Below are 20,649 nucleotides of genomic sequence, written 5' to 3'. Positions count from 1 at the left end.
CCCGACCGTCCATCACACCCGGTACGGAACACGCCCGCGCATCCCGGCCAGAGGTGCGCGGCGGTCACGGGTGCGCATCCACAGCACCGTGCCCGCCACCACCACCGCGCACACGAACCACAGTGGCCCCAACCCCATGTGGGACCAGGGGACGTTCTCCACGAACCCCGCCGCCGTTCCCGACTGCATGCTCCCGTACGAGGGCAGGTAGCGCACGATGTCGCTGTCGGCGGCCGGGGTGGCCACCGGGTTCTGGAGGCCCATGTCGATGATGCTGAGCATGATCACGATGAACATGCCCTCCAGTTCCCCGCGCAGGGCCACCCCGAGGGCGATCCCTATCCCGCCGAACGCCAGCGCGGCACCGCACAGCGCCATCCACAGCACCACCGGCCGTTCGGGGGTCCAGTACACGGCTGTCACCGCCGTGGCGTAGGCGCACACCGCCGACGCGGCCAGGATCAGCGCGGTGAGCTTGGCCGCCAGCAGGTGCCCGCGGGGATAGCCCGCCAGTACCAGTCTCTGGTCGAAGCCGACCGACCGGAACGTCACGATGAACATCATGAAGCCGACGATGAGCGTGACGGCGTTGACCGCCCCCGAGAGCTGGCTGATGTGGTTGCCGTTCACTGTCAGGTGCTCACCGCTGGCGCGCAGCAGGAACGTGACGTCGCCGTCGGCGATCACCAGGTGGACCAGTGAGATCCACAGGGGCACGAAGCCCAGGATCAGGATCAGGGCCAGGCGGTTGCGCAGGTGCTCGGTGATCGCGAACACCGTCGCGGTCCGGTAGCGGTTCCAGGTCCGACACACGTTCATCGTCTCTCCCCCGCGCCCGCGGGCACCAGTACCGTACGTCCCTGCTCCAGGCGCCACAGGCGGTCGAAGCGGGTCGTGTCGAAGGCGGTGTGGGAGACCACCAGCACCGATCGGCCCCGGTCGCGCAGGCGGGCGGCCAGCCCCCAGAAGCGTTCGTAGGTGTCCCAGTCGAACCCCTGGTAGGGCTCGTCCAGGAGCAGCAGGGGCGGATCGTGCATGAGGGCCAGGGTGAGGTTGAGCTTGTGCCGGGTCCCTCCGCTCAGGGTGCCCACGCGGTGGTGCCGGTACTCGGTGAACGACAGGAGGTCCATGAGCTCGTGGGCCAGTGTCAGGTTCGGCAGGTCGTAGGCGACCTGGAAGAACCGCAGGTGCTGTTGGACGGTGAACGACGGGTTGAGGACCGTGTTCTGGGGGCAGTAGCCGAGTCGTTCGGCGTAGGTCACGGTGCCCCGGTCGGGTGCCAGCTGCCCGGCGAGGATCCGCAGGAGGGTGGACTTGCCGGAGCCGTTCTCGCCGACCACGCCGCCCAGGCACCCCGGAGGCAGCTCCAGGTCGGCGCCGCCGAGTACGCGGTGGTGACCGTAGGACTTGTGGACCCCGCGAACGCTCAGCGTGGACGTGTCGGAGGCGGGCGTGCCGGCTGTCTCCTCCGAGTACGGTGACGCGGAACGCACCAGGCTCACCACTCCGCGTTCCGGTGGACGGCCCAGGTGCCCAGGGCGTGGAGCCCCAGCGCCGACCAGTTCCGGGGCAGGTCCGCCCGCAACCGGTCCCACCCCTCGGTGACCAGGGCGCGGCACTCGTCCTCGCAGGCCCGAGCCGCACCGCATGCGATGAGTTCGTCGGCGATCCGCGCGGCCTCCGCCTCGTCCGTCACCCCTGCCCGCACGCGTGCCCAGAGCGCGCGTACGCGATCGGGGGGCAGGAGGGCGACGGCGTGGGCCAGTGGCATCGTCACCTTGCCCTGCCGCAGGTCCTCGGCCCGGAGCTTGGTGGACATCCGCGCCCCGGAGGGGGCGCGCACGGCGACCCCGCTCAGGTCCAGCGCGTCGTCTCCGATCTGGAAGGCCAGGCCCACGTTCTCGCTGTAGGAGCGGACGGCCAGGACCTGCTTCTCGGAAGCCCCGGACAGGAGCGCGGCGATCTCGGCCAGGCTGCGTATGGGCAGGGCTGTCTTGAGGAGGTGGGCGGTGCGGATCCGCTTCAGGAGGGGGCCTGCCTCCCCGGTGCGCACGGCCTCGTCCATCGCGGTGGCGTGGCCGGTGATGTCCAGGGCCTGGCCCGCGTGCCCGACTCGCATGATGCCCATGACGACCCGGTACACGGACAGGAGCAGTCGCTCGTCGCCGGGCAGGATCGGGGGGAGGACCTGATCGACGAGGAAGTAGGCGTCCGTCCCGGCGTTGATCGTCAGCGCCTCTCCGAACACCGTGTGGGCGGCGGGCCGCCCCCTGCGCACGGGTGAGCGGTCCTGGATGTCGTCGATCATGAGGTTGCCCGCCTGGAGCCCCTCGATGACCGCGAGCATGGGCTTGAGCTGTTCGGTGTCGCCCCCGTACAGGTCCACGATCTGCAACCACAGGTAGGTGCGCATGCCCTTGCCCGCGCCGTCCGCGATGTGGCGGACCGGTCGCACGAGTGCGGCGTGCAGGTCGTCCACCACCGAGGCCTCCAGCGCGTCGGGGTGTTCCTCCAGGCCCGCGAGGGCGGTGAGGGCGTCCCTGTCCGGGCTGTCGGGGTAGACGCGCCGCACCTCCTCCCTCACCAGAGCCCCGATGCCCCGCATGTGGGGCTCGAAGCGCGTGATCCTGCCGGCCGGGCGAGACTCCAGGTGTCCGCGTCCGTGGACTGGCACGCCGTCCCGGACGCCCTCGACGTCGGCGTGGGCGACGAGCGTACCGATGCCGTGCAGGAGCGCGCGGGACTCCTGGAAGGGGAACCACGCCCGTACCCGCAGCCGCAGACCGCCGGGGGCCTCGACCACGCACTCGGTGACGTGGGTGCGCAGGCTGACCGGGGACGTCCAGGTCACGGCGTCGGACACGCTCGCCCGCACCGTCGTGCGCTCCCCCTCCGGGGAGTGCAGCACGACCTCTGCCGGTTCGGTGCGGATCTGTCCCGTGAGCGCGTCCGCCCGGCCGCGCCGCGTGGCGGTGACGGTCCAGCCGTCGTCCAGGAGCGCCACGGCACGGGTCCACACGGGTTCGCTGTCCGGGACCGGCTCGGCCACGTTGCGGGGAGCGTCCGGCAGGACGTGCTCGTACCAGCCCGTGCCGTGGACGGGCCTTTCACCGTCGGCATCGTCCCGAAGACCCTCCACGGCGACACGCGGCACGACCTGGGACCGCCACGTCGAGGGGGCGCCGTCCACGGCCGTGCGGGGGACCGCGAGTGCCCCGGGGGTGAGGCGCAGACGCCAGGCGCACCCGTCTCCACGGAGGTCGAGAAGGAGGTCGTCCCCGACGGCGCGCAGGTGGACGGCACCGCCGTAGTCGAGGTCGAGACCGTCCTCGTCCGCCACCACGGGCCCGGGGAGTTCGCGGTCGGGGTACAGGCCGTCGCCGGGTTTGAGGAGGTCCAGCATCGCGGCGCGCACGCTGCGGTCCAGGAGAGGGTCGTTCTCGGCCTCGGCACGCGCCAGGTCGAGGAACCCCGTGTCCGTCCAGGAGGTGTCGGCACAGCTCTCCGTGTCCCGGTGGCGAATGTGCCAGGTGGCGGCGTGGGCGTGCGTGGGACCTCCGTCAGCGCCCTCGACCCTGTACCGGGCCAGGTGGACGGTGAGGCCGACTGCGGAGCCGCCGTCGTCGAGCCAGGTGACGAACCGCCAGTAGCCCTCGTCATGGTCCGCCCCCGGCGGAGTGCACGCGGCCGCGTCGGCGCACACACGCCGATCCGTGTCGTCCTCGGGCGTCATCGCCAAACTCACACGTCTCTCCTCACGGACGGCAAACAGGCCGCTGTTTCTCTCCGAACGGACAATTCCACCAAAGGAAGCACATGGCATGAGAACAGGCGTCGCCACATGCCCGGCAATCCAAAAGTCGGCCCACCCGCGAACCTATCGCGTGAGCGGAGGTCTTCTTCCCGGTTTCTCCCGGGGCGCCTCTCCGGGCGGCGAAACCCTGCGAAACAAAACACTGAAAAGGAGCAACAAGTGGGATACATGTGACTATTTCACAAAGAGGATCTTTGACTCAGGCGCACGCAGACATGGACCTTACCGCGTTCTTTCCTCACGGCCGGCGGACCTGCCGCCAGGCCGTTCACGGTCGAGGGAGCGACCGATCCGACCGGAGGTCGCCCCTTTCCCGGCAGGAAGCGGGCCCGCGCCCCACTCGGGGCCGGAGGATGAGCGGAACGGGATCCCGTGGAGAGCCGCGCCTCTCGGCCCGGATCACCTGGTGGCCGTCAGCGGCAGTCACCTGTCCCAGCACCCGCGGTGGCAGTCGGAGCAGGCAGATCGCGCAGATGAACGCCAGCGTGGCGAGCATCTTGGATCCCCGGGGCACCGGCCTGTGGTGGTCGGGTAGGGCCATGGGGCTGGTCACCGGAATTCCTCCGTGGTGAGGAGGCGCCGTTGGTGTAGGTCGTCCAAGAGTGGGGCCAAGTCGGCGTCCAGACGTTCGGGGGGAGGTCGAAGCGGTCAGCCAGAGTCGCCAGCGCGTCGGGACGGGCGCGGCCTTCGGTGATGGCTTCATTCCCGTAGGCGGTGGCTGTGTGGTTGAGGTGGGTCCAGGAGGGTGCGGCCAGGGTGGCTCGCACAACGGTGTTGTCCAGGAACGGGGCGCGGAAACCACCCTGCGGAGCTGTTCGCGCTTTCACAGCTCGCCATGCAGGACGCCCACGAACCCCTCGGCTTTGAGAGAGCTGGTAGAGCACGCTCGAAGCGTTCCCTGATCCGCGTGAAACGACTTGAACGAATTCGCGCTGGAAGTTGGAATGTCGGGGCTGCCTCAGGAAATGTTCACTGAGGCAGCCCGCGCGCGTCTGCCCTGCCGGGCCCTGGGCACCGTACCCGGCGAGCGGTGTCCAGACCTTGCCGGTGTTGACGAAGCCTTTGAGCGACCTGGTCGGGTCGGACACCGCCGTGCTCTTGGCAGTGACGATGCCCTGCCCCGGACGCGCTCCGAATGGACGACCAGAGGCCGTCCAGGTAGCTGGGGGACCATCACGGTCGCAGGGCATTCAAGACAGCCGGATGCAAGGCGCCCGTCCCTCACCCGGGAGTGGGAGTTCTCGCAAGGCCCGAAGGCGTGCGAACAGAGGCGTGGCCGGCCTTTCGCGCTGTGAGGGCGAGCCCGGCGATGAGGGCGACCTCGCCCAGGTTGCCGACCGCCAGGGGTGCGGAGGGCATCGCCGCGGTCGCGAACATGAACGCCGCCCCGGTCAGCATCCAGGCGCTCCGTGCCCGCAGGAACAACGCGACACCGACCAGGATCAGCACGACGATGGCCGTGACGGACGGGATCGGCACGGAGGACTCGGCGGCGGAGTAGCGCAGCGCGTCCCCCTCCCTTCCTGGCACCAGGGCGAGCCCGACGGTTTCGGTGGCGAGGCCGTAGGCGATGAGCAGGGCCGTCAGGAGCCAGAACGCGGCGCGGACGGCGCGTGAGCGCGCCCAGGTCAGCCCGAGGTCGCGGGCCGCTCCGACGGCGAAGACCACCAGGAGCGGTGTGACCAGGGCGTGTACGAGGAACCGGGGCAGGTTCAGCGCGTACAGGAGGTCGCCCGCCCCGATGCTGGAACCGATCGCGACGATCCCGTTGTCGTAGACGAGCCCGGCGGCCACGAGCGCGACGGGCCAGGTGTGGGCGGCGTGCCGGGTGATCGCGAGTCTCACCAGCCAGACGGTCAGGCCCAGGTGTGCCAGCGCGAACACGGCGAAGAGGAGGGAGGCCATCGGAGCCTTTCTATCTCGTTTTCCGAGATACTAGCAATCCGAATCTTCACCTCCGAGGGGAGCCGAGCGCCCGCGCTCCCCCGCCCCGGCGGACCGCGCGCGCGAGCGGGCCGGGCCCGCCCACGCGCCCCGCCCCGGTCAGGCGGACCCGTGGACCGCGCCCGGATCCGGGTGGAGCGCCGCGTCCAGAGCCCTCATGTACCCCCCGAAGGCGCCGCTGAGCGCGGCCAGGAGGGCGCGGCCCTTGGCCGCCGTGGCCAGTGACGGCCTCCCGGCCACACCCGAGGCGGTGTAGGGCTCCAGGCCCACGGTGAGCATGTGGTCGCGCGGCGGGGTGACGTGGTCGGCGTCCTCGTAGCCCTCCCGCACCAGGTCGGGGGCGGTGTGCAGGAGCACGGAGGTCTCCAGTTCACCGGCGTGCATGTCACCGTCGTTGTCGGTGGCCATCCCGGCCGCGGCGCGGGCTGCCGCCCAGTCGTGGGGGCCGGGGAAGAGGGCCATCCGTCCGCCGGACTCCTGGACGGTGTTGGCCAGCACGTGGTTGCCGCCGTGGCCGTTGACCAGGACGAGCCGGGTGCCGCCGAGGGAGGCGGCGATGTCGGTGACGACGGCGTGCAGGGTGGGCGCGGAGACGCTGACGGTGCCGGGCCAGGACGCGTGCTCGTGGGAGCACCCGATGGTGACCGGGGGCAGGACGCGCACCCGGTGGTCGTCGGCGAGGGCGCGGCTCAGGACGCAGGCGACGACGGTGTCGGTGACCAGCGGCAGGTGGGGGCCGTGCTGTTCGAGGCTGCCGACGGGCAGCAGCGCGACCCGCGCGGCCCGTCTGCCCTCCTCGGCGCTGGTGGTCAGGGGGAGCAGGGAGCGCGTGAGGTCGTCCATGGGCCCCAGTATCCCGGCCGCGCGCGGGACCGGCGGGTCGCGGCACGGGCCTTCGCGGGACCGTCGGCCGGGCCCGGCCGACACCGGCGCCCCGTGCCCGGGGCCGGTCTCCCGCCTCAACTGTCGAAGGGAGCCCCGACCTCGTCCAGGACCTCGTCGACGACCGCCAGGAGCTCGCGCCCCTCCTGTTCGGTCCACGCGGTGACCGCCACCCGCAGCCCGGCGAGGAACACCCCGACGAGCACGCCGTGGCGCACACCGGGCGGCCCCTCCCTGGCCTCCAGGGCCGCCTCCAGGTCCTGGGCGAGCCGGGTCTGGTTGGCGAGCTGCCGGGCCAGGAGCGAGGGGTGATCGCGGGCCATACGGGTGCGCGCCGCCCACTCGCGGTCCATCGGCCTGCCCCAGGAGGAGTAGAGGGTGCGCACCGCCGCGCGCAGGGCGGTCCAGGCGGGCTCCTCGGGCGGGCGTTCGCGCAGGTGGCGCGCGAAGGCGTCGATGTAGAGGCACTCACCGTGCAGCAGGGCCTCCTCCTTGCACGCGAAGTAGTTGGAGAACGTGCGGCGGGAGATGTTGGCGGCTTCGGCGATCGCCTCGACGGTGACCTGGTCGAACCCGCGCTCGCGTGTGAGGCGCACGGCTGCGGTGTGTACCGCTCGTCTCGTCTCGGCCTTTTTACGTTCCCGCAGACCCTGTGTCCTGTCCACGGTGTTATTCTACATGGAGTGCAAAAATGCCCATCATGCAGTTTTGCCTTCTGAGCAGTCTTCGCGGCCCGTCGAGGCCGCTTCCGTTCTCGCAGAGGTCGTTCCTTGAGCACTACACGTTCCTTAACCGACACCGGGCAACCACCGATCATGCGCTCCCTCAGCGGGCTGCTCCTGGTGCTCGGCGTGACGATGCTCAGCGGCACCATCGTGTCGGTGGCCCTTCCCCAGATCGTCGGCTCCCTCGACGGGACCCAGTCGCAGTACACCTGGGTGGTGACCGCGACCCTGCTGGCGTCGACGGCCTCCACCCCCGTCTGGGGCAAGCTCGCCGACCTGTTCGACAAGAAGAAGCTGCTCCAGCTGTCGATCGTCCTGTTCGTCGTCTCGTCGCTGCTGGCCGGGTTCGCGCAGACCACCGGTCAGCTGATCGCGTTCCGCGCCGTCCAGGGCCTCGGCATGGGCGCCTCCCAGGTGCTGGTCCAGGTGATCATCGCCACGCTGATCAGCCCCAAGGAGCGCGGCCGCTTCAACGGCTACATCGGCGGCGTCATGGCCCTGGCCACCGTCGGCGGGCCGCTGATCGGCGGCGCCATCACCGACATCTCCTGGCTCGGGTGGCGCTGGTGCTTCTTCATCGGCGTGCCGTTCATGGTCGTCGCCTCCGTCGTCCTCGGCCGGACCCTGAAGCTGAACGACATCCGCCGCCCCGACACGAAGGTCGACTACGCCGGGGCCCTCCTGATCGCGGCCGGCGTCAGCACCCTGCTGCTGTGGGTCACCTTCGTCGGCGACGACTTCGCCTGGATCTCCTGGCCGTCCGCCGCCATGGTCGCGGGCAGCGCCGTCCTGCTGGGCCTGGCCGTATGGGTGGAGTCGCGGGTCTCGCAGCCCGTCATTCCACTGCACCTGGTGGTGCGGCGGGAGACCGCCATCGCCATCCTGGCCAGCATCGCGGTCGGCATGGCCATGTTCGGCGGGGCCGTCTTCCTCGGCCAGTACTTCCAGCTCGCGCGCGGCTACTCGCCCCTCGCGGCGGGGCTGCTGACCACCCCGCTCATGCTGGGGGTGATGGCCTCCTCGACCGTTTCCGGACGCATGGTGTCCAACTCCGGCCGGGTGAAACCGTACGTGGTCACCGGCCTGGTCTCCCTGACCCTGGGGTTCCTCCTGCTGTCCACCATCGACGAGACCACCTCGCTGCTCCTCGTGTCGGCGGGGATGCTGCTGGTGGGTGTCGGCGTGGGCATGTCCATGCAGAACCTGGTCCTCGTGGTGCAGAACTCCGTCCCGCTGAGCGAACTCGGCGCGGCCAGCGGGGCCATCACCTTCTTCCGCTCCCTGGGCGGCACCATGGGCGTGTCGGTGCTGGGCGCGATCCTGGCCAACAGGGTCGGCACCAACATCTCCGACGGGCTGGCGGGGGCCGGTGCCGACGCCTCCGCGTCGGCGGGCAGCGGGACCCTGAACCTGGCGGCCATGCCGCCGTTCGTCCGGGAGATCGTGGAGTCGGCGTACGGGTCCGCGACCGGTGACATCTTCCTCGTCGCCGCGGGCATCGCCCTGCTCGGCCTCGCCGTGGCCCTCTTCCTGCCCGCGGTGCGGCTCCGCGACACCCTGGACATGCCCGCTACCGGCGGGGACACGGCGGTCGGCGGGGCAGGGGGGTCCGAGCCCGGATCAGGCGCGGACCCGGCGCCTGCCGGGGCCGCGGACGCCGCGCGCCCCTCCGTCGACGCCCGGGACATGCCGGTCACGCGGGTGCAGGCCGCCCGGGTCGTCCGCGCGGCGAAGAAGAGGGAGGACGGTACGGTCTGAGCCCGCTCGTACCGCGGGGCGCGTCCGCGCGCCACGGGGGCGCCCTCCCCGGGTCCTGTGGGGAGGGCGCCCCCGCGTCCTGTGCCTGGCCGGCACCACGTCGGGGTCGACGACGGTCGGCATCAGACCACCTCGTCGAGCTCGTCCCGCAGCCGGGACGCCTCGGCCTCGCTCGCGATCGCCTGGGCCAGCAGCGCCCTCAGCACCACCACGATGAGCGCGACCCCCAGGACCGCGATGCCCGCCCCGCCCACCAGCAGGACCACACCCGGTGGCACGTCCTCACCCGGGGCCATGACGAACCCGAGCCCGAACACCAGGAGGGCTGCCGCCACGATCGCGCCGGTCATCACGTCGACGTACCGGAAGGCGGCGCTGGAGAACACGGTTGCGCGCCGCACCATCGTCACCAGGCGCCACACACAGACCAGGACGGCCTGGACCGCCACGATGCCCAGGAACACGATCGCGACCACGGGGGCGCGCACGAGCAGCGGGTCGGCACCGGCCTCGCGCAGGTCCACGGCCAGCAGCGGCACCATGACCGCCTGCACGAATACCGAGCCTCCGAGCAACATCACGAGCACGGAGCGCAGCGCCAGCACTGTCATCTTCCCCATCGCATCCCCTTGACTCGATTTTCGATAGGAATCTATCGAAAAACGATAGAATTGACAATGGGACGGCCCCGGGACCCGGGCCTCTCGGGTCCCGGTGATCCTGACGGAGAATTCCGACGACGGGTCCGGGCATGGGCCGGCCGGTCCGGTTTCAGCCTGACTGCTTCGGGCCGAGGACCATCACGGTGGTGTCACCGGTGAAATCCCCGGCCCTGAACCGCTTCAGGTGCGCGACGTCGATGGTCCGCGCCTGGAACCGTGCGGACCCGGCCCGGATCGAACCGTCCCGGGCCCGTCCGCGACTCACCCGCGATCAGTTCGACAGGCTGGTGAACATGCCGGGGTCATAGGAACCGCCCTGCATGCGCGTGATCACACCGAGCCGGTTGGCGGCGTTGATCATGGCAACCAGGGAGACCAGCGCCGCGACCTGGTCGTCGTCGTAGTGCTCTCGCACCTGGGCCCAGGTCTCGTCGGACACGCCACGGTGGGCGTCGGCGAGCCGGGTTCCCTCCTCGGCAAGCGCCAGCGCGGCCCGCTCGGTGTCGGTGAACACGGTGGACTCGCGCCAGGCGGCGACCAGGTTGATCCGGTCCGCGGTCTCACCAGCGGCCGCGGCCTCCTTGGTGTGGACGTCGACGCACCAGCCGCAACCGTTGATCTGGCTGACGCGCAGCTCCACCAACTCCTGGAGGGCCTTGGGCAGCGATGCTTCCTGAATCGCCAGGTTGACGTTGTAGACCCGTTTGCTGACCTTGGCGCCGATCTTGTTGGTCATCAGGTTGATACGGGGTTCCATGTTTCGTCCTCACTCGTGGATCGCATGCCGCGCGGCATGTTGACGACCATGAGAAGCCGTCCGCCCGGCCCCTGTGACAGTGCGGTGATGTGTCACAGGCCACCCGTTTCGGCTGTCACAAAGCGGCCAGGGGCGGCATCTTGTGCGTGACGCGGTCGAGAGTGTCGGTGCTGTCGAGCGTCCCCCGGGGAAATTCGTGCAACCCCGACAAGAGCGAACAGGCAGGAGCCGGGAATGAACGAGGGCAGCGAGCGAACCACCGCCACAGCCGAACACCTCGCCCGCGACGACCGCGTGGACCCCGCCACCGAGGGGTTCGTCGCCCACCGCAATCTGCTGTTCACCGTCGCCTACGAGATGCTCGGCTCGGCCGCCGATGCCGAGGACGTCCTACAGGAGACCTGGCTGCGGTGGACACGCGTCGACCTCGAAACAGTGCGTAACCAGCGCGCCTTTCTGGTGCGAATCACCACGCGCGAAGCGCTGACCCGGCTGCGCACGCTCCGCCGGCGCAAGGAGTCCTACGTCGGCCCCTGGCTTCCGGAGCCGCTGCTGACCGCGCCCGACGTGGCCGACGACGTCGAGCTGGCCGACAGCGTCTCGATGGCGATGATGCTGGTGCTGGAGACGCTCGCGCCGACCGAGCGGGCGGTGTTCGTGCTGCGCGAGGTCTTTGACCTCGGCTACGACGAGATCGCGGCCGCCGTCGACAAGACCCCGGCGGCCGTCCGCCAGATCGCCCACCGCGCGCGCAACCGTGTCGCCGAGCGCCGGCCGCGCGGGGACTTCTCCCCGGCCAGGACCCGCGACGTGCTCGACGCCTTTCAGCGGGCGGTCGGAACGGGCGACATGCAACGCCTGCTCGACGTCCTCGCACCGGACGTCGTCCTGCTGACCGACGGCGGCGGAGTCGTTCGAGCCGCGCTGGCACCCGTCGTGGGCGCCGACCGGGTGACCCGCGTGCTGGGCCGGCTCGCTATCGCGGCGTCGCTGCGGCCGGTACAGGTCAACGGGCACCCCGCACTGATCATCGGGCTGGACGGAGAGGCCGACAGCGTCCTGGCGGTGCGCGTCGACGACGGCCTCGTCACCGGGCTGTACGCCGTGCGCAATCCCGAGAAACTGGCGCGCATCGACGTGGAGACCGCGATGAGCCGCTGAGCCCGAAGGACCCAGGCCGGCTGCGAGTGGGACGGCCCCCTCCGCCGTCGGCCCGGTGCGCCTGACCGACGGGCCCGAGGACTGGCCGCCCACGCCCGCGTTCCCGCGCCTTTACGTCGAGGACGCCGACGCCGCGCACCGCAGGGCCGTCGCGGCCGGCGGCACGTCCGTGACCGAGGTGACGCACCCCGTCATCGGGGAGGACGGCGCCGGGAGGCGGCGAGCCGCTCTTCCAGGAGCCGAAGGCCCGGATCGCCCTGGAGCTCGTGGAGTCCCACGCCCTGGACCCCACCGTGGTCATGCTGCGCCACCGCCGCGCCTGGCTCTGGTACGGGCCCCTCCCCGCGCGGCGGGGCCGGAGCGGACGGGCGGCGCGGGCTGGGATACTTCTTCGCCCCCCTTCCTGTTCCCGCGTCCGGAAAGCCGACGGATAGTGCAACCACTCCACCCCACCGACCCCGCGCGTGTCGGCCGCTACCGACTCACCCACCGTCTGGGGGCGGGCGGCATGGGCCGCGTGTACCTCGCCCTCACCCCGGCCAGCAGGCGGATCGTCGTCAAGGTCGTCCTCACCGAGTACGCCGACGAACCGGACTTCCGGGCACGGTTCGCCCGCGAGGTCGAGGCCGCCCGCCGGGTCGGCGGCTTCCACACGGCCCCGGTGGTGGACGCGGACCCGGACGCGCCGTCCCCCTGGATCGCGAGCGCGTTCATCCCCGGCCCATCCCTGGGCCTGGCGGTGCGCGAGCACGGCCCGCTGCCGCAGGAGGCCCTGCGCGCGCTGGCCGCGGGGATCACCGAGGGGCTGGAGGCCATCCACGCCTGCGGGCTCACGCACCGCGACCTCAAGCCCGACAACATCATCCTCGCCTCGGACGGTCCGCGGATCATCGACTTCGGTATCGTCCGCGCACCGGACGCGGCGCGGGTGACCCTCACGGGTATGCCGGTGGGCACCCCCTCCTACATGTCACCGGAGCAGACCGAGGGCGCGGTGGTGGGGCCCGCCTCGGACGTGTTCTCGCTGGGGACGGTGCTCGCCTACGCGGCCACCGGCACGAACCCGTTCGCGGCGCCGTCCGTGCCGGCCGTCATCCGGCGGCTCATCGGCCCCGCGCCGGAGCCGGACGGGGTGCCCGGCGACCTGCGGGCGCTGGTCGCCGCGTGCTGGCGGCACGACCCCGAGCGCCGGCCGGCCCCCGTGGAGATCCTCGCGCTGTTCGGGGACGACGACCTCAGCGGGGCCTGGCCGCCACCGCACCTGGCGGTCCCCGCGCCGGGTGCCGGCCCCGCCACCCCCGCCGCCCCCGGTGCCCCCGGGGGCACCGGGGGCACCGGGGGCACCGCGCCGGGGCCGGGGACAGCGCCTCCCAGCGGTTCCCCCGCGCCGCTGCCGCCGCCCGACACGGCCGCCCCGGGCACCCGGTCGGACGCGCTCACGGTGCTGGAGGACAGGGCCCGGTCGGCGGCCCAGGCCGGGGAGCCCGGGACCGCCCTGCGTGCCCACCGGGCGCTGCTCCTGGAGCAGCTGCGCGTCCTGGGACCGCACCACCACGGCACCCTGTCCACCCGGCGGGAGATCGCGCGCTGGACGGAGGCGCGCGGTGACGTCGAGGACGCGCAGCACGGGTACGAGGCGCTGCTGGTGGAGACGGAGCGCGTGCTGGGGCCCGAGCACGTCGAGACGCTGCGGACCCGCCGGCACACCGCCTACCTGGTCGACCGGGCGCAGGGGCACGCCCGCGCCCTCCTGCTGGCCGAACCGCTCCTGCACGACCAGTCCCGCGTGCTCGGCCCGGACCACCCCGAGACCCTGTCCCTGCGGTTCAGGATCATCCACTGGAAGGCCGCGGACGGGGACCGGGCGGGCGCTCTGGCGTCGCTGCGCGGGCTCCTGGAGGACATGTTGCGCGTGCTGGGGCCCGAGCACGCGCAGACCCTGCGGTGCCGTGCGTACGTCGCCCACTGGAGCGGGTGGGCCGGGGACCCGCACGGCGCGGTCGCGCTCCTGCTCCCCCTGCTCTCGGACCAGGCCCGTGTCCTGGGGCCCGACCACGCGGACACGGTACGGACGAGGGAGCTCCTGAGGGAGTGGCAGGACGCGGTGGGATCCCCCGGCCGGGGTTTGTGACGGGGGCGGACCGGGGGCCGGGGCCGTGCGGGTCCCCCTCCCCGTGCCGCGAGGGGCCCGCTCCGGTCAGAAGGTGCCGTCGCGGGTGGCCGCGGCGAGCGTCCTCCCCAGCGTCCGCAGGTACCCGCGCGTGGAGCTCCGCGCCTGCGGCGTGTCGGGGAAGACCGTGTTGACGTACAGCCCGCCGTCGTTGCGGTAGAACCAGAAGAAGATGCCGTCGCTGTGCGAGCCCCACACGTGCCCGCACGCCTTGCGCGCCACGTGGTCGGCCCCTCCCGGCGTCCTCCTGAAGTCGAGGTAGGAGAAGAAGTTGACGGGGTAGGGCCAGCTCCCGGGCTCCTCCCCCTCCGTCATCACCTCGACGGCGCGGTCGAACGGGACGTTGACGCTCCTCAGCATCACCAGGAGCGCGGCGCGCACCCTGGAGACGACCTCCCCGAAATCCCCTCCGCCCTCCACGGAGAACTCGATCGGGAGCGTGTTGACGAACCAGCCCATGCTGTGGGTGTAGGCGACGCGGTTGCGGCGGCTGACGGGGAGCAGCGCCCGGTAGACCTGCGGCCCGCCCTCCTTGGCGAGGCTGACCGCCACGGCGGCCAGGATCCCGGCGGTGGGTTCGCTGCCCGCCGCGCGGCAGCGGGCCTCCATCGCGTCGGCGTCCTGTCCGGTCAGCAGTGCGTGCACCTCGTTGACCACGGGGTGGAGGACACCCGGCTCCACCCCCAGTTCGAGCGGAAACCTCGGGAAGACACCGCCGTTGCGCGCCACGAACCCCTTCCAGTAGTCCAGTCGGCTGTCGTCGGGGCCGATGGAGTGGCCGCGGCGGCGCTCCTGGGCCGCGTAGTCCCCGTAGCCGCCCGTCTCGGGCAACTCGACCGGCCGGCCGGCCGCGAGGGCCTCGTAGGCGGTGGAGACGTCCCGGACGACGATGGGTGTGGACACCCCGTCCGACACCAGGTGGTCGCAGGCGAAGTACAGGGTCGTGGACTCCTCGCCGATCATCGCCCCCATGACGAACCAGGGTCCGCGGAGTGTGTCGGTTCCCTGGAGGAACCGGTGCACGTAGTCGCGGGCCGCGGCGGACGTGGCGACAGGGCCCGCGTCGACGGCGTCGAGTTTGACCTGCTCGGGTTCCAGGACGCTGACGTCCAGCCCCCCGTCGGACTCCTGGAACACCCAGCGCAGCACCTCGTGGCGCCGTACGAGGTGCAGCAGCGCGTCGTCGAGCGCCTCGCGGTCGAGCCGCCCCCGGATCTCGAACGATCCGCCGAGGTAGGACGGGCAGGTGATGTCCTCCTGGTCCATGTACCGGGCGACGGCGAAGTGCTTGTCCTGGATGTAGGAGGCGAGGCGGCGCGGCTGTCCGGTGCCTGTGTCGCCACCGTGCGTCGGAAAGGAGATCGTCCATTCCACGGCGTACCCGGGCGCGATCTGCAACTCGTCGATGGGAATCTGGAGCACAACGGCCCTTCCTGTGGTCGGCTGCCTGGTGGCTGGCGCGCGCTGGGCCACCGGGGCCGACAGGAAGCCGAAGGGCCCCGGGGGCGGGCCGTTTCGCCGGGGCAGGGAGGTCCGTCGTGCCGGGGGCAGGACGGCTCACTCGCACCAGGGACGGGGTTCGGTCGGGAACCGCGCCTCCTTGGCCAAGATTATAACCATGAGTTACTTCACTATTACACATAGCACTTGGCGGTGTATGTCCCTGTCGGTGACCTCTCCCCGAGGCGCGGCCGGACCACCGCCCCTCGGGGACACCGACGGTTCCGGGACCGCCTCCCGCCCGTACAGGCCGGGAGTGCGCGCGGTCCCTTCCCGTCCCTACCCGTGGAGGCGCCGCTGGGCGGCCTCCCACGGCCCGACGGGGCCGCTCGGCTCGTAGCGGAGGGTCTGGGTGGAGTCCGCGACGATCCTGCGCAGATCCGCCAGGCCTCCTTCGACCTCACCGACCGCCCGGGCCTGCACGAGCAGGTTGCCGACGGCCGCGCCCTCCGCGGGGCCCGCGACGACGGGCAGGCCCACGGCGTCGGCGGTGAGCTGGCACAGCAGGGCGTTGTTGGCTCCCCCGCCCACGACGTGGACCACGTCCACGCGCCGCCCGCTCAGGTCCGCGGCCTGGTGGACGGCCTGGCGGTAGGCCAGGGCGAGGGAGTCCAGGACGCACCTGGCCGTCTCCGCGTCGTTGCCCGGAGGCGTCTGCCCGGTTCCGGCGGCGAACGCGGCCACGCGCGCGGGCATGTCGCCCGGCGGCAGGAACCGGGGGTCGTCGACGTCGACCACGCAGGACAGGGCGGGCACCCGGGCGGCGCGTTCGAGCAGGTCGGCCAGGTCGACCTCCCTGCCCTGCGCGCGCCACGTGCGCAGGCACTCCTGGAGCACCCACAGGCCCATCACGTTGCGCAGGTAGCGGACGGTGCCGTCCACGCCGAGCTCGTTGGTGAAGTTGGCGGCCCGGCTCTCCTCCGTGCGGACGGGGCTGTCCAGTTCCACCCCGACCAGCGACCACGTCCCCGAGGAGACGTAGGCGAAGTTCGGCGTGGTGGCCGGTACGGCGACCACGGCGGAGGCGGTGTCGTGGGAGCCCACCGCCACCAGGGGCGCCCCCGCGGCGGAGCCCACCGCGTCCCGCCGGCGCAGGGGCGCCACGACCGTGCCCGGTTCGACCAGGCGCGGCAGCAGTCCTCGCACCGGCACCCCGAAGGGCCCCTCCAGCACGTCCAGGCACACGTCGGCCCAGGCGCGGGTGTGCACGTCCACCAGTCCGGTGGTGGAGGCGTTGGTCAGCTCCGCCACCCGCTCTCCCGTCAGCCAGTACCCCAGCAGGTCGGGGATGAGCAGCAGGTCCCGGGCCAGGGATGTGAGCTGGCCGTCGTCGGACGCCGCGGCCAGTTGGAAGAGCGTGTTGAACGGCTGGACCTGGAGGCCGTTGACCGCGTACAGCCCGGCCGCGGGCAGGTGCTCGAACACCCGTTCCGGGGCGCCCACGGTCCGCGCGTCGCGGTAGTGCACCGGGTTGCCGAGCAGCGCGGCGTCACCGTCGAGCAGTCCGTAGTCGACGGCCCAGGAGTCGATGCCCACCGACGCCAGGCCGCCGTGGGGCTCGGCGGCGAGGCGCAGGCCCTCCAGCACCCCCTTGTACAGGGACAGGATGTCCCAGTACAGGGTGTCGCGCCCCCGTGAGGGCACCGGGACGGGGCCGTTGGGGAAGCGGGCGACCTCCTCGGTGTGGAGCCGGCCGCCCTCCAGGCGGCCGGTGATGACCCGGCCGCTGGAGGCGCCGAGGTCGACGGCCGCGTGGACGCGCGGGCTCGCCCCGGGGGTGCGGGAGGCGCTCATCGCAGGAACGCGGCGGCCACACCGCTGTCGACGGGGATGTGCAGCCCGGTGGTGTGCGCCAGCTCCCCGGCGGTGAGCGCGAACACGGCGTTGGCGACGTGTTCGGGCAGCACCTCGCGGCCCAGGATGGTGCGTTGGGCGTAGAACGCGCCCAGGTCCTCCTCCTTGACCCCGTACACCTTGGCCCGCTGGGCTCCCCAGCCACCGGCGAAGATCCCGGAGCCGCGCACGACCCCGTCGGGGTTGACGCCGTTGACGCGGATGCCCACGCCGCCGAGTTCGGCGGCGAGCAGGCGCACCTGGTGGGCCTGGTCGGCCTTGACGGCGGAGTAGGCCACGTTGTTGGGACCGGCGAACACGGCGTTCTTGGAGGCGATGTAGACGATGTCGCCGCCCATACCCTGGTCGGTCATCACCCGGGCGGCCTCGCGGGAGACCAGGAAGGAGCCCTTGGCCATGACGTCGTGCTGGAGGTCCCAGTCGCGTTCGGTGGTCTCCAGGAGGGGCTTGGAGATGGAGAGCCCGGCGTTGTTGACCACCAGGTCGACGCCGCCGAAGGCCAGGGCGGCCTCGGCGAAGGCCCGTGCCACCGCGTCGGCGTCGCTGACGTCGCAGGCCACCCCGACCGCGACGTCGGATCCGCCGAGTTCGGCGGCGGCAGCGGCGGCCCGGTCGGCGTCGAGGTCGGCGACGACCACGCAGGCGCCCTCGGCGGCGAGCCGTGCGGCGATGGCCCTGCCGATCCCGCCGGCGGCGCCGGTGACGAGGGCGACGCGCGTGGCGAGCGGTTTGGGCCGGGGCATCCGGGCGAGCTTGGCCTCCTCCAGGGCCCAGTACTCGATCCGGAACTTCTCCGACTCCTCGATGGGCCGGTAGGTGGAGACGGCCTCGGCGCCGCGCATCACGTTGACGGCGTTGACGTAGAACTCGCCGGCGACGCGCGCGGTCTTGGCGTCCTTGCCGAAGGAGAACATGCCCACGCCGGGGATCAGCACGATCGCGGGGTCGGCGCCGCGCATGGCGGGGCTGTCGGGGTTGGCGTGGCGCTCGTAGTAGGCCCGGTAGTCGTTCCGGTAGGCCTCGTGCAGTTCCTTGAGGCGGGCGACGGCGTCGTCGAGCGGGGCGTCGGCCGGCAGGTCGAGGACCAGGGGTCGGACCTTGGTGCGCAGGAAGTGGTCGGGGCAGGAGGTGCCGAGGGCGGCCAGGCGCGGGTGCTCGGCACCGGCGAGGAAGTCCAGGACCACGTCGGCGTCGGTGAAGCGGCCGACCTGGGGGTGGTCGGTGGAGGCCAGGCCGCGCAGCACGGGGGCGAGGGCGGCGGCGCGCTCGCGGCGCTCGGCGGCGGGCAGGGCGCCGTAGCCGGGCAGGGGCGGGCCGAAGGGCTGGGGGCGTCCGCGTTCGGCGAGGAAGGCCTCGGCGGTGCGGATGATCTCCAGCGAGTTGGCCTGGCACTGCTCGCTGCTCTGGGCCCAGGAGGTGATGCCGTGGCCGCCGAGGACGGCGCCGATGGCGTCGGGGTTCTCCTCGGCGATACGGGCGATGTCCAGGCCGAGCTGGAAGCCGGGGCGGCGCCAGGGCACCCACACGACGCGGTCGCCGAAGCACTCGCGTGTGAGTCGCTCGCCGTCCGCGGCGGTGGCCAGGGCGATGCCGGAGTCGGGGTGCAGGTGGTCGACGTGGGCGGCGCGGACGAGGGCGTGCATGGCGGTGTCGATGGAGGGGGCCGCCCCGCCCCTGCCGAACAGGCAGTGGTCGAACGCGGCGACCATCTCGTCCTCGCGCTCCTCGCCCGGGTAGACGTCGACGAGGGAGCGCAGGCGGTCCAGGCGCAGGACGGCGAGGCCGTCCTCGGTGAGGGTGCCCAGGTCGCCTCCGGAGCCCTTGACCCACAGGAGTTCGACGGGCCCTCCGGTGACGGGGTCGGTCCGGGTGCCGGCCGCGGAGGTGTTGCCCCCGGCGAAGTTGGTGTTGCGCGGGTCCGCGCCGAGGGCGTTGCTGCGCGCGATGAGCTGGTCGACGACGGAGTCGGACACGGTGTCTCCCTGAGGGGTGCTGTGGTCGGTGGGTGCGTCCTGCTCGCTCACGCGCCCCACCCGGCCTGGGTGCCGCCCTTGCGCTCGTCGATGACGCGCTCCATGTAGCCGGAGCGGGCGTGCGCGGCCATGGGGTCGGGGTCGAGGCCCTGGTCCTCGCGCAGCCCGGCGAGCAGGGGTCGGACGTCGGTGTTGTAGGCGTCCATCAGGGCGGCGTTGGCCGCGAGGACGTCGCCGTCGCGCTGGGCCGCGGCGAGCGCGTCGGCGTCCACGAGCAGGGCCTTGGCGGTGGCCTCCTGCACGTTCATCACCGAGCGGATCTGTCCGGCGATCTTGGGCTCGATGTTGTGGCACTGGTCGAGCATGAACGCGACGTCGGTGTCCTCGGCCGTCCCCCCGCCCCGCACGACCTCGTACATGATGCGGAACAGCTGGAAGGGGTCGGCGGCGCCGACCATGAGGTCGTCGTCGGCGTAGAAGCGCGAGTTGAAGTCGAAGGCGCCGAGCTTTCCGGCCCTGAGCAGGAACGCGACGATGAACTCGATGTTGGTGTGCGCGGCGTGGTGACCGGTGTCGACGCAGACCACGGCCTTCTCGCCCAGTTCGAGGCAGTGGGCGTAGGCGGTGCCCCAGTCGGGGACGTCGGTGGCGTAGAAGGCGGGTTCGAAGAGCTTGTACTCCAGGAGGAGCCGCTGGTCGGGGCCGATGCGGCCGTAGACCTCGGACAGCGCCTCGGCGAGGCGGTCCTGGCGGGCGCGCAGGTCGTCCTGCCCGGGGTAGTTGGTGCCGTCGGAGAACCACAGCTTGAGGTCGCGGGAGCCGGTGGCGTCCATGACGTCCACGCAGTCCAGGAGGTGGTCGATCGCCTTGCGGCGGACGGCGGGGTCGGGGTTGGTGACGCTGCCGAGCCGGTAGTCGTCGTCCTGGAAGACGTTGGAGTTGATGGTGCCGACGCCCACCCCCAGGTCGCGTGCGTGGGCGGCGAGGGCGGCGTAGTCGTCGACCCGGTCCCAGGGGATGTGGAGGGCGACCGTGGGTGCGACGCCGGTGAGCCGGTGGACCTGGGCGGCGTCGGCGATCTTCTCCCAGGGGTCGCGCGGGACCCCGGGCTGCGCGAACACCTTGAACCGGGTGCCGGAGTTGCCGAAGGCCCAGGAGGGGAGCTCGATGTGCTGGCGCCGCAGGACGTCCAGGGCGTCGGCGCGGCGGTCGGTGGGTGCTGCCACGGAGGGCTCCGTTCGGGGAGGGCGGACCGGCCGGTCGGACCGGTGATCGAGCGCGATTGAATCGTTTCACTCAGGTTTCGCTGAAACTACCTGCAGCTCTTCTTGCGTGTCAATATCTCCCCGAACTTAGAGGAAGAGCAGGCAGGTCCACGATCTTGAAACGTTTTATGAACAGGAGCGGAAGAGCAGGGCCGGCGGCCCGGGCCACGGGGTCCGGGCCTGT

15 protein-coding genes are annotated in these 20,649 nt (G+C 71.9%); 3 read left to right on the top strand and 12 right to left on the bottom strand.

Translation table 11 applies throughout. From position 1 onward, the window contains the following. Positions 1–12: 12 nt before the first annotated feature. The 6 genes from ACFWTE_RS02005 to ACFWTE_RS01980 all read right to left on the bottom strand — a co-directional run bounded on the left by ACFWTE_RS02005 (position 13) and on the right by ACFWTE_RS01980 (position 7,236). The gene (locus ACFWTE_RS02005; RefSeq protein ID WP_378777015.1) at positions 13–819 is read right to left on the bottom strand and encodes an ABC transporter permease; all 807 of its coding nucleotides are present in this window, start codon (positions 817–819) and stop codon (positions 13–15) included. Beyond that, entirely contained in the window at positions 816–1,493 is a 678-nt protein-coding gene (locus ACFWTE_RS02000; protein ID WP_378777013.1) for an ABC transporter ATP-binding protein, read from the bottom strand. The genes ACFWTE_RS02005 and ACFWTE_RS02000 overlap by 4 nt, the downstream gene beginning before the upstream one ends. Before the next feature lie 5 nt (positions 1,494–1,498). Continuing rightward, entirely contained in the window at positions 1,499–3,745 is a 2,247-nt protein-coding gene (locus tag ACFWTE_RS01995) for a polyprenyl synthetase family protein (RefSeq protein WP_378777011.1), read from the bottom strand. A 1,290-nt stretch (positions 3,746–5,035) separates the two neighbouring features. Then, positions 5,036–5,719 (bottom strand): hypothetical protein, encoded by a 684-nt coding sequence (locus tag ACFWTE_RS01990; RefSeq protein ID WP_378777009.1) that lies wholly within the window; start codon positions 5,717–5,719, stop codon positions 5,036–5,038. Between the two features lie 138 nt (positions 5,720–5,857). Continuing rightward, the gene (locus ACFWTE_RS01985) at positions 5,858–6,601 is read right to left on the bottom strand and encodes a creatininase family protein (RefSeq protein WP_378777008.1); all 744 of its coding nucleotides are present in this window, start codon (positions 6,599–6,601) and stop codon (positions 5,858–5,860) included. A gap of 116 nt (positions 6,602–6,717) precedes the next feature. Further along, a complete protein-coding gene (locus ACFWTE_RS01980; RefSeq protein ID WP_378777006.1) occupies positions 6,718–7,236 on the bottom strand; it encodes a TetR family transcriptional regulator in 519 nt (172 codons plus the stop codon). A 219-nt stretch (positions 7,237–7,455) separates the two neighbouring features. Here ACFWTE_RS01980 and ACFWTE_RS01975 point away from each other — a divergent pair, with 219 nt between their 5' ends. Further along, positions 7,456–9,123, top strand: a complete 1,668-nt coding sequence (locus ACFWTE_RS01975) for an MFS transporter (RefSeq protein ID WP_378777004.1) — start codon at positions 7,456–7,458, stop codon at positions 9,121–9,123. Positions 9,124–9,245: 122 nt separating this feature from the next. Here ACFWTE_RS01975 and ACFWTE_RS01970 read toward each other — a convergent pair whose 3' ends face one another. Beyond that, positions 9,246–9,743 carry a DUF2975 domain-containing protein gene (locus ACFWTE_RS01970; protein ID WP_378777002.1) on the bottom strand — a complete coding sequence of 166 codons (498 nt, stop codon included), beginning with the start codon at positions 9,741–9,743 and terminating at the stop codon, positions 9,246–9,248. A 313-nt stretch (positions 9,744–10,056) separates the two neighbouring features. Further along, positions 10,057–10,542: a carboxymuconolactone decarboxylase family protein gene (locus ACFWTE_RS01965; protein WP_378777000.1), complete on the bottom strand. Its 486-nt coding sequence runs from the start codon at positions 10,540–10,542 to the stop codon at positions 10,057–10,059. Positions 10,543–10,776: 234 nt separating this feature from the next. On the opposite strand from ACFWTE_RS01965, the gene ACFWTE_RS01960 reads away from it, so the two are divergent. Together ACFWTE_RS01960 and ACFWTE_RS01955 are read left to right on the top strand one after the other, a co-directional pair. Then, the gene (locus ACFWTE_RS01960; protein WP_378776998.1) at positions 10,777–11,703 is read left to right on the top strand and encodes an RNA polymerase sigma-70 factor; all 927 of its coding nucleotides are present in this window, start codon (positions 10,777–10,779) and stop codon (positions 11,701–11,703) included. A gap of 433 nt (positions 11,704–12,136) precedes the next feature. After that, complete coding sequence (locus ACFWTE_RS01955) at positions 12,137–13,834, top strand: protein kinase (protein WP_378776996.1); 1,698 nt, start codon at positions 12,137–12,139, stop codon at positions 13,832–13,834. Positions 13,835–13,900: 66 nt separating this feature from the next. On the opposite strand, the gene ACFWTE_RS01950 is transcribed toward ACFWTE_RS01955, so the two are convergent. The 4 genes from ACFWTE_RS01950 to rhaI form a co-directional block, all read right to left on the bottom strand. Next, on the bottom strand, positions 13,901–15,295 hold the full coding sequence (locus tag ACFWTE_RS01950; protein ID WP_378776994.1) for a condensation domain-containing protein: 1,395 nt from the start codon (positions 15,293–15,295) through the stop codon (positions 13,901–13,903). Between the two features lie 357 nt (positions 15,296–15,652). After that, positions 15,653–17,167: a rhamnulokinase family protein gene (locus ACFWTE_RS01945; RefSeq protein ID WP_378776992.1), complete on the bottom strand. Its 1,515-nt coding sequence runs from the start codon at positions 17,165–17,167 to the stop codon at positions 15,653–15,655. Continuing rightward, the gene (locus tag ACFWTE_RS01940) at positions 17,164–19,260 is read right to left on the bottom strand and encodes a bifunctional aldolase/short-chain dehydrogenase (RefSeq protein ID WP_378776990.1); all 2,097 of its coding nucleotides are present in this window, start codon (positions 19,258–19,260) and stop codon (positions 17,164–17,166) included. Before ACFWTE_RS01940 ends, ACFWTE_RS01945 begins: the two co-directional genes overlap by 4 nt. Further along, positions 19,248–20,426: an L-rhamnose isomerase gene (rhaI, locus tag ACFWTE_RS01935; RefSeq protein WP_378776988.1), complete on the bottom strand. Its 1,179-nt coding sequence runs from the start codon at positions 20,424–20,426 to the stop codon at positions 19,248–19,250. The genes ACFWTE_RS01940 and rhaI overlap by 13 nt, the downstream gene beginning before the upstream one ends. Between the last annotated feature and the right edge of the window lie 223 nt (positions 20,427–20,649).

Origin of the sequence: Nocardiopsis sp. NPDC058631 (assembly GCF_042716955.1) — a bacterium.
GTDB lineage: Bacteria > Actinomycetota > Actinomycetes > Streptosporangiales > Streptosporangiaceae > Nocardiopsis.
The sequence above is the reverse complement of the archived record's forward strand: the minus strand, read 5'-3'. Positions and strand labels throughout refer to the sequence as shown.